Origin of the sequence: Stutzerimonas stutzeri (assembly GCF_024448935.1) — a bacterium.
Lineage (GTDB): Bacteria > Pseudomonadota > Gammaproteobacteria > Pseudomonadales > Pseudomonadaceae > Stutzerimonas > Stutzerimonas stutzeri_AO.
Window position 1 is genome coordinate 1 of the sequence record NZ_JAMOIE010000145.1, and the last position, 6,981, is coordinate 6,981.

Genomic DNA, 6,981 nt, shown 5'->3' on the forward strand with positions numbered 1-6,981 from the left:
TACCACCATTTTTTGAGAAGCTACCAAATTATCCGAATAACTGCGCATAATCCGGAACTGGGCATAATTATAACCAACTGCGTTTCGGGTAGACGCATTTCGCCAACAAGTAAGGAGGCTCCAATGAATAGGCTTAGCTACAACTGTAGTAACAGCACCAATTTACAACTGAAGTACTAAAGCCTGCCCATTACAGTAGCGGCTATCGCCAATCTGGTGGCGGCGGGCTGCATGATGATCTTGTCCGACCCGGCTCGGTGGTCTCACAGCGAGTCATAACAGTTGGTGCCGCGCCCAATCCTCTTCGAGCCCGAGGAGGGCATATGTGATGCCCGCTACCGTCCCCTGAAACTCGGTTTGCGCTTTTCTTCGAAGGCAGACAGCCCCTCGAGAATGTCCTCGCTGCGGGCATAGCTTTCGAACGCCGCCATCTCGAGACGCCAAGCGCTGTCGCTGGGCTGTTGCAGGCCGTCGTCGACCAGACGCTTGATCCAGCGCAATCCAAGCGGGCTGTTGGCGGCGATTGAATAGGTAAGCGCCTCGACCTCCTCCACCAACTGCGCATCCGGCACGACCTTGTTGATCAGGCCCCATTCGGCCAGTCGCGCTGCTGGCATCAGCTCACCGGTGTACAGCAGTTGCTTGGCCAGCGCCACCGGCAGCTTGCGCGGCAAGCGTACCGACGAGCCACCGCCGGGGATGATACCGAACTTGGCATGGCCGTCGCCGATACGCGCCGACTCCGCCGCCACTGCGAGATCGCAGCTCAGTATCAATTCGAGGCCGCCGGCTACCGCCACGCCGTTGACAGCGGCGATGGTCGGCAAGGACAATTGCTCGACTCGGCGGAACATTTTCTGGCCTGCCCGCAGGCTGGCCAGAAAGCGTTCGTGATTACCCGAGCCTAGCGCCTCCTTGAAGGCCTTAAGGTCGCCGCCCGCGCTGAAGGCCTTACCATTGCCGATGAACACCACTGCTCTTACGCCGTGGTGTTCATCGACCCGGTCCAAGGCCTGCTCGATGCCGGCGACGAGTTCCACCGACATCGCATTCATCGATGCCGGCCGGTTCAACGTCAACCAAGCCACGTCGCCCTTAAACTCAACCAGAACTGTAGAATCATTCATCGCTTACCTCCACAGGGAGACTCCGTGTCCAGCGGCTGTTTCAGCTGCGCTTCGAGTTCGTGGCGCTTGATCTTGCCGGTAGTGCTGCGTGGTAGGTCTTCCTGGCTGACGAAGTGGACCTCCTTGGGCAGTTTGTAGCGGGCGATTTTGCCTTCGCAGCAGGCGACTACATCGGCCTCGGTCAGGCCGGGGTCTTTGCATACCACGAACGCCACCGGTACTTCGCCCCAGCGGTCATCGGGTTTGCGGACGACCACGGTGTCGTCGATGCGGGCATCGGCTAGGAGCACGCGCTCGATCTCGGCCGGATAGATATTCTCGCCGCCGGATTTGATCAGGTACTTGCGGCGATCGACGAAGTCGAGCGTGCCGTCGGGGTTGCGCACGAAGACGTCGCCCATGTGGAACCAGCCGCCGCGGAAGGCCTCTGCGTTGACTTCGGGCGCGCGCCAATAGCCACTGAACAGGCTCGGCCCGCGAATGGCGAGTTCACCCGGTTCGCCGTCCGGCACTTCATGGTCATCCTCGTCGACGAGCTTGATTTCGCAATAGGAGCTCTGCGCCTTGGACAGGCTCTGCGGCACCTCCCCTACTGGGATCAGCGCCTTGCTCGCCGGCGCACCGCCGGTCTCGCTGGAGCCGAAGCTGTTAACATAGGGCGCCCGCAGCAGTTCTGTCGCCTCGGCGATCTGATGCAGCGGTACGAGGTCGGCCATGCAGCCGGCGGCCTTCACGCCGGCCGGGCGGGTGCCGGTTTCGCGCATGCGCTGGTTGAGCGGTTCGATCATGCCCGGCATGAGCACTAGCCAGCCAATACGCTCCTTGCCCACCACTTTCACCAGGGTATCCGGATCGAAACCGTCCAGGACAATGATCTTGCTGCCTCGCATCAGCCCCGACAGCGACAGATCAGTGGACACCATATGAAACAGCGGTGCCCAGGCAACGAAAGCGTCGTCGCGCTCAATGCCCTGGTCGATGTAGAAGATCTGGCCGCGCGCGATCATTGCGCGATGACTGATCAAGGCACCCTTGGGCAGACCGGTGGTGCCACTGGTATAGAGGATGATAAGCCCGTCTTCCGGCTCGGCGACGTCTTCCGGCTCGGTAGCCGCCGCGTCTGCAAGTGCAGCTTCGTACTCGGACCCATAACAAAGCACGGATTCAGCTTGGTGCGGTACCGAATCGAGCAGTTCCTGATAGCGGGGCGACGCGATTACCACCCGTGGCTCGCTGAGGCGGATACAATGCTCGAGCTCTCCTCCCGCGAGACGCCAATTCTGCGCTGCCACGATGACGCCGATCTTGGCTGCAGCCAGCTGCAGCTCGATATACTCCACGCGGTTTTCGGACAGGACCGCGACGCGGTCGCCGTGCTTGACGCCGAGCGACGACAAGAGGTTGGCTAGGCGGTTGACCCGCTCGTTGACCTCTCGATAGGTGTAGGCCCGCTCGGTGTCTTGCAGGGCAATACGGTCCCCGTAGTACTGGGCCTGGAAACGAAACAGGCCGCCTACCGTGAGGGAGGCAGCCTGAGCGGCCAGGCTGCGATCTATCTGGCTATCGAGCATGAACGTATTCCTCCGTTACCCCGGGCAAGCATCCTCGCCCCGGGGTAATCGTTATTAGTTCTCGATGCAGGACTTGATCTTAGCGGCATCCGGCAGGCTGGAGGGGTTGCGCCCGAAAGCAAACTCGCCCTGCAAGTCACGCCAATCCGCGTATTCCTGCATGAACTGGACCTGCGAATAGGCGATCTCGGCATAGAGGGGGTTGTCGCAAGCAGCCTTTACCAACTGCTCGTTAGCGATCCTCTGCAGCCGCTCCATTTCCTCATCGCTCAGCCTGTGCACTTCAACGCCCGCCTCCTTGAACTTGGCGGTTGCCTCGGTCGATCCCTTCTCGTAGTACGCCAGAGACCAGGTCATCGTCGCGTTGGCAGCGATCTTGAGCAGGTTCTGGAGCTCGGGGCCCATCTCGTCCCAGACCTTCTTGTTGATCATGACGCCGCCGACCGAACCCGGCTGATGCCAGCCCGGCGTCGTCCAATGCTCGGTGACCTCCTGAAAGCCCATGCCCCAGTCAACCGCAGGGGCCGAGAACTCGGCGCCGCTGACCACGCCGCGTTCCAGTGCTTGATAAACTTCCGAGCCCGGCAACTGCACCTGGGCCGCGCCCAACTCTTTGAGGATCTCACCCTGCGGCCGGCCCGACATGCGCAGGCGCTTGCCTTTGTGGTCTTCCAGGGAAGCGAGTGGCTCCCCCGAGCGCAGACCGGATTCCATCGTCAGGACGGAATAGGGCAGATACACCATGTCGAACTTGCCGTAAACCTTCTGAAAGGCTTCGAAACCACCCCACTGCTGCAGCCACAGTATGTAGTCACCGGCCGTCAGCAGCATCGGAAACGAACCCAACAAGGCGAACGTGGAATCCTGCCCCGCCCAATAGCCCGGCCAGTCGGCCGCGGCATCGACGGTGCCGGAAGAAGCAGCGTCGAATACCTGGGTCGACGGTACTAGCGTATCGCCGGGATAAAAGTTGATCTTCAGCTTGCCGTCGGCGATCTGGTTGACCGTTTCGACGAAGTGCTTGTCGGCTTCGATCAAGTTGATGCCGGGCGGCCACGTCGTGGTCATCTTGATCTCCATGGGTTCGGCGGCGGCGTCGCCGACAGCCGCTAGAGCCAAAAGGGCACAGGCCGAACCGGCGAGTATTTTGCTTAGTTTCACTACATCATCCTCAAGTATGTCGTTATTGCCACGTCGATTTGTTGTTACCCATACATGGTGCGCGGTAGCCACATGATGATCTGCGGATAAATGGTGCAGAGCAGGGTTCCTAGCAGTATCAGCATGATGAACGGCACGACGCCGCGATAAATGTGCCCGGTGGTGACCCCTTCGGGCGCGACGCCCTTCAGGTAGAAAAGTGCGTAACCGAACGGCGGTGTTAGGAAAGACGTCTGCAGCACCAGCGCGACGATAACGACGAACCAAAGCTTGTCGAAGCCCTGCTCGGCGACGATTGGCAGAAACAGCGGGAAACAGATGAGGATGATCCCCAGCCAGTCTAGGAACATGCCCAGGATGAATACCATGAGAATCATCACCACCAGCGTGCCCCACTTGCCGAGCCCCAACCCGTTGATGAAGTCGCTGGAGACCTCGATACCGCCGCCGGCGATGAATACCCCGGTAAACGCAGTCGCGCCCACGACGACGAACAGCACCATGGTGGTCGTCTTGCCGGACTCGATGACCGACTCGAAGAAACCTCGCCAGGTGAAGCGACCGTAGACAACCACCAGTAGCAGCGCAATAAAGGCACCGATTGAGGCCGCCTCGGTCGCGGTGGCGATGCCAGCGAAGATGGATCCAAGCACCCCGAGTACGAGCAGCATGGGCGGCACCACCAGTTTCAGGATCAGCCCGAACAGTTCGCCGGCGTTCAGCTCGGAGCGCTCCTCCTCGCTTACCGGCGGCCCGATCTCGGGCTTGAAGTAGCTGAGCACGCCCGCGTACAGGCCGTACATGAGCGCGAGTAAAAGGCCTGGCACGAGGGCCGCGGCGAACAGCTGGCCGACGGAAATGGAAGCGAAGCTGCCCATGATGACTAGCATGATGCTCGGCGGGATCAGAATACCGAGACTGCCACCGGCGGCGATGGCACCGCAGCTCATCTCCTTCTGATAGTTATGCTGCAGCATGGAAGGCAGCGCCAGCAGCCCCATCATCGTCATCGACGCACCGATGATCCCGGTGGTGGCGGCAAGCACTACCGAAACGGCGATCACCGCCAGCGTCAGGCCGCCGCGCACCGGGCCCAGCAACTGGCGCATGACTTCGAACATTCGGTCGGCCACACCCGAATCACTGAGCAGCCGTGCCATGAAAATGAAGATTGGCACCGCGACAAGGACATAGTTGTCCATGGCACCGAAGATCCGGTTGATGATCATACCGAACACGTCGGGCCCCGGCCCCAAGAACCCGAAGATCACAGCCAAGCCGCCTAGCACGAAGGCGAGCGGATGCCCCATGAACAGGCCGATCAGGAGACCGACGAACATCGCAACTGTCAGAACCTCCGGACTCATCATGCCTGTTCCTCCCCGACGATAACGGAAACTTCCCGGATGATCTTGGCGATGCCCTGCAGTAGCAGTAAAACCGCCGCGATCACCATGACCGTTTTGATCGGGTAGACCGGCATGGCGATGACGCCCCAGGTCGTCTCCTTGGTCGCCCAAGATCGCGCCGCGAACTGATAACTCTGCCAGATCAGCATGACCATGAAGGGAAGAAAGAAAACGCAGTAGGAGACCACTTCCAGCATTGCCTGCTTTCTGCGATCAAGCTTCGCCGTGAACACGTCCACGGCGACGTGCTGATTGTGCAGCAGGCCGAAGCCGGCAAGGATCATGAACTCCACTGCGTAGAGCTGCTTCACCACGTCAAAGGCCCACAGCGTGGGCAGGCCGAAGATGTAGCGCACAGCCACGTCATACACCGTGATGAGCATGATCAGCACCACGGCCCAGGAGAAAACACGCCCGACGATCTCGTTGAGCCAGTCGGTTAATTGCAGGAATCGTTGCATCCAGAAACGCTCTCTTATTCTTATTCGCTCGGTTACCGGCGCGGGAACGACAACTCGGCGAGCCGCCGCGAACTGCCCACGGCAGACGGGCCCATCGAAGTTGCTTCAGTGAAGATAAACCTAGAATACTTCCCCATTTTGAGCAAGTGTTAGGTCAAGAGGAACGGTATGACCGGCAGCGCTTCCATGGTAACAATTGAGTTAAGGGCTCGTCCTCCGTGGTGTCGAGCGCCGAGGCCTGGCTGGCCGGATACGGAATGTCGACCATGGATTCGCGTCCCTTGCGCCGCCACTCCCGGTAGTTCACCTTCCACTGACGCTCGAACTCCGGTTCCATGGGCCGGTTCGCCGCCGGGATGGTGAAGTTGAGTGTGCGCTGGAAGACCGTCAGATGTTGCGCGTGCTCAGCGGTCATCGGCACGGATTGGATTCCGGAGGCCCCCGTACCGATGACCCTACCCGCTTTCCTGTGAAGTCGACGCCCGTTTGCGGACGGTCCCCGGTGTGGTAGGAGTCGCCCTGGAACTTCCGCACCAGGGAACTCCGGCTTGTTCGCCGAAGACAAGCAGCCCACCGCGGTCACACAGTACTTGGTGGTCACTTCTTCTCCGTCGCCGGTCGTGATCACCCAGAGATTATGTGACTCGTCCTAAACCGTCGATGTCACCCGAGTCTCAAAGGAGCTGTCCCAGCGCAGGTCGTTCCGGTCGGCGACATGGTTGAGGTAGCGTTGAGGTAGCGCAGAATCTCCGGCTGCCCCGGGTAGCGCTCGCTCCAGTACCAATCCTGCTCAAGCTCCGGGTCGAACGAGTACGAGTAGTACATGCTCTCCGAGTCATACCTGGCTCCGGGATAGCGGTTCAGTACCAAGTGCCGCCGACTCCGTCCCCCTGCTCGAACGTCCGGACGGACATGCCCAGTTGACGGAGGCGGTAAAGCATGTAAAGGCCGGAGAACCCGGCGCCAATCACAACCGCGTCGTAGTGTCGACGTGTCGACCCCGTCGGGGCGGAGGTCTTCTCCTGGAGCTCATTGCTGTACTCTCCTCGCTCTAGTTCAGTTCGGTCTTCGCTGCATTTCTAAATGGCGGGCATGTATAACGTCTGCTAGCGCCCTGATCCGGAACTATTGGCGCGGATCGTTCTCATGTCGGTGGGGCGCCGGGCCATCCGGAGGAGGACGGCTACGAGCCGAAGACTCACCTCGCGCCCAGCACCCCCGGGCCCGGAGCCCGGCCCGCGTTAGTTAATTA

General features: G+C 60.4%; 7 protein-coding genes. All 7 read right to left on the minus strand.

Translation table 11 applies throughout. The features are described 5' to 3' along the window. Positions 1–335 precede the first annotated feature (335 nt). Positions 336–1,127: an enoyl-CoA hydratase/isomerase family protein gene (locus tag NA637_RS23550; RefSeq protein WP_256074917.1), complete on the minus strand. Its 792-nt coding sequence runs from the start codon at positions 1,125–1,127 to the stop codon at positions 336–338. After that, positions 1,124–2,698 carry a class I adenylate-forming enzyme family protein gene (locus NA637_RS23555; protein WP_256074918.1) on the minus strand — a complete coding sequence of 525 codons (1,575 nt, stop codon included), beginning with the start codon at positions 2,696–2,698 and terminating at the stop codon, positions 1,124–1,126. Before NA637_RS23555 ends, NA637_RS23550 begins: the two co-directional genes overlap by 4 nt. A 54-nt stretch (positions 2,699–2,752) precedes the next feature. Then, on the minus strand, positions 2,753–3,931 hold the full coding sequence (dctP, locus tag NA637_RS23560) for a TRAP transporter substrate-binding protein DctP (protein WP_256074919.1): 1,179 nt from the start codon (positions 3,929–3,931) through the stop codon (positions 2,753–2,755). Continuing rightward, positions 3,904–5,226 carry a TRAP transporter large permease gene (locus tag NA637_RS23565; RefSeq protein ID WP_256074920.1) on the minus strand — a complete coding sequence of 441 codons (1,323 nt, stop codon included), beginning with the start codon at positions 5,224–5,226 and terminating at the stop codon, positions 3,904–3,906. Before NA637_RS23565 ends, dctP begins: the two co-directional genes overlap by 28 nt. Further along, the gene (locus tag NA637_RS23570) at positions 5,226–5,729 is read right to left on the minus strand and encodes a TRAP transporter small permease subunit (RefSeq protein ID WP_256074921.1); all 504 of its coding nucleotides are present in this window, start codon (positions 5,727–5,729) and stop codon (positions 5,226–5,228) included. Before NA637_RS23570 ends, NA637_RS23565 begins: the two co-directional genes overlap by 1 nt. 154 nt (positions 5,730–5,883) lie before the next feature. Next, positions 5,884–6,150 carry a hypothetical protein gene (locus NA637_RS23575; RefSeq protein WP_256074922.1) on the minus strand — a complete coding sequence of 89 codons (267 nt, stop codon included), beginning with the start codon at positions 6,148–6,150 and terminating at the stop codon, positions 5,884–5,886. A 439-nt stretch (positions 6,151–6,589) separates the two neighbouring features. Next, positions 6,590–6,700, minus strand: coding sequence for an NAD(P)-binding protein (locus tag NA637_RS25780; protein WP_423836762.1), 111 nt, complete (start codon positions 6,698–6,700; stop codon positions 6,590–6,592). Positions 6,701–6,981: the final 281 nt, after the last annotated feature.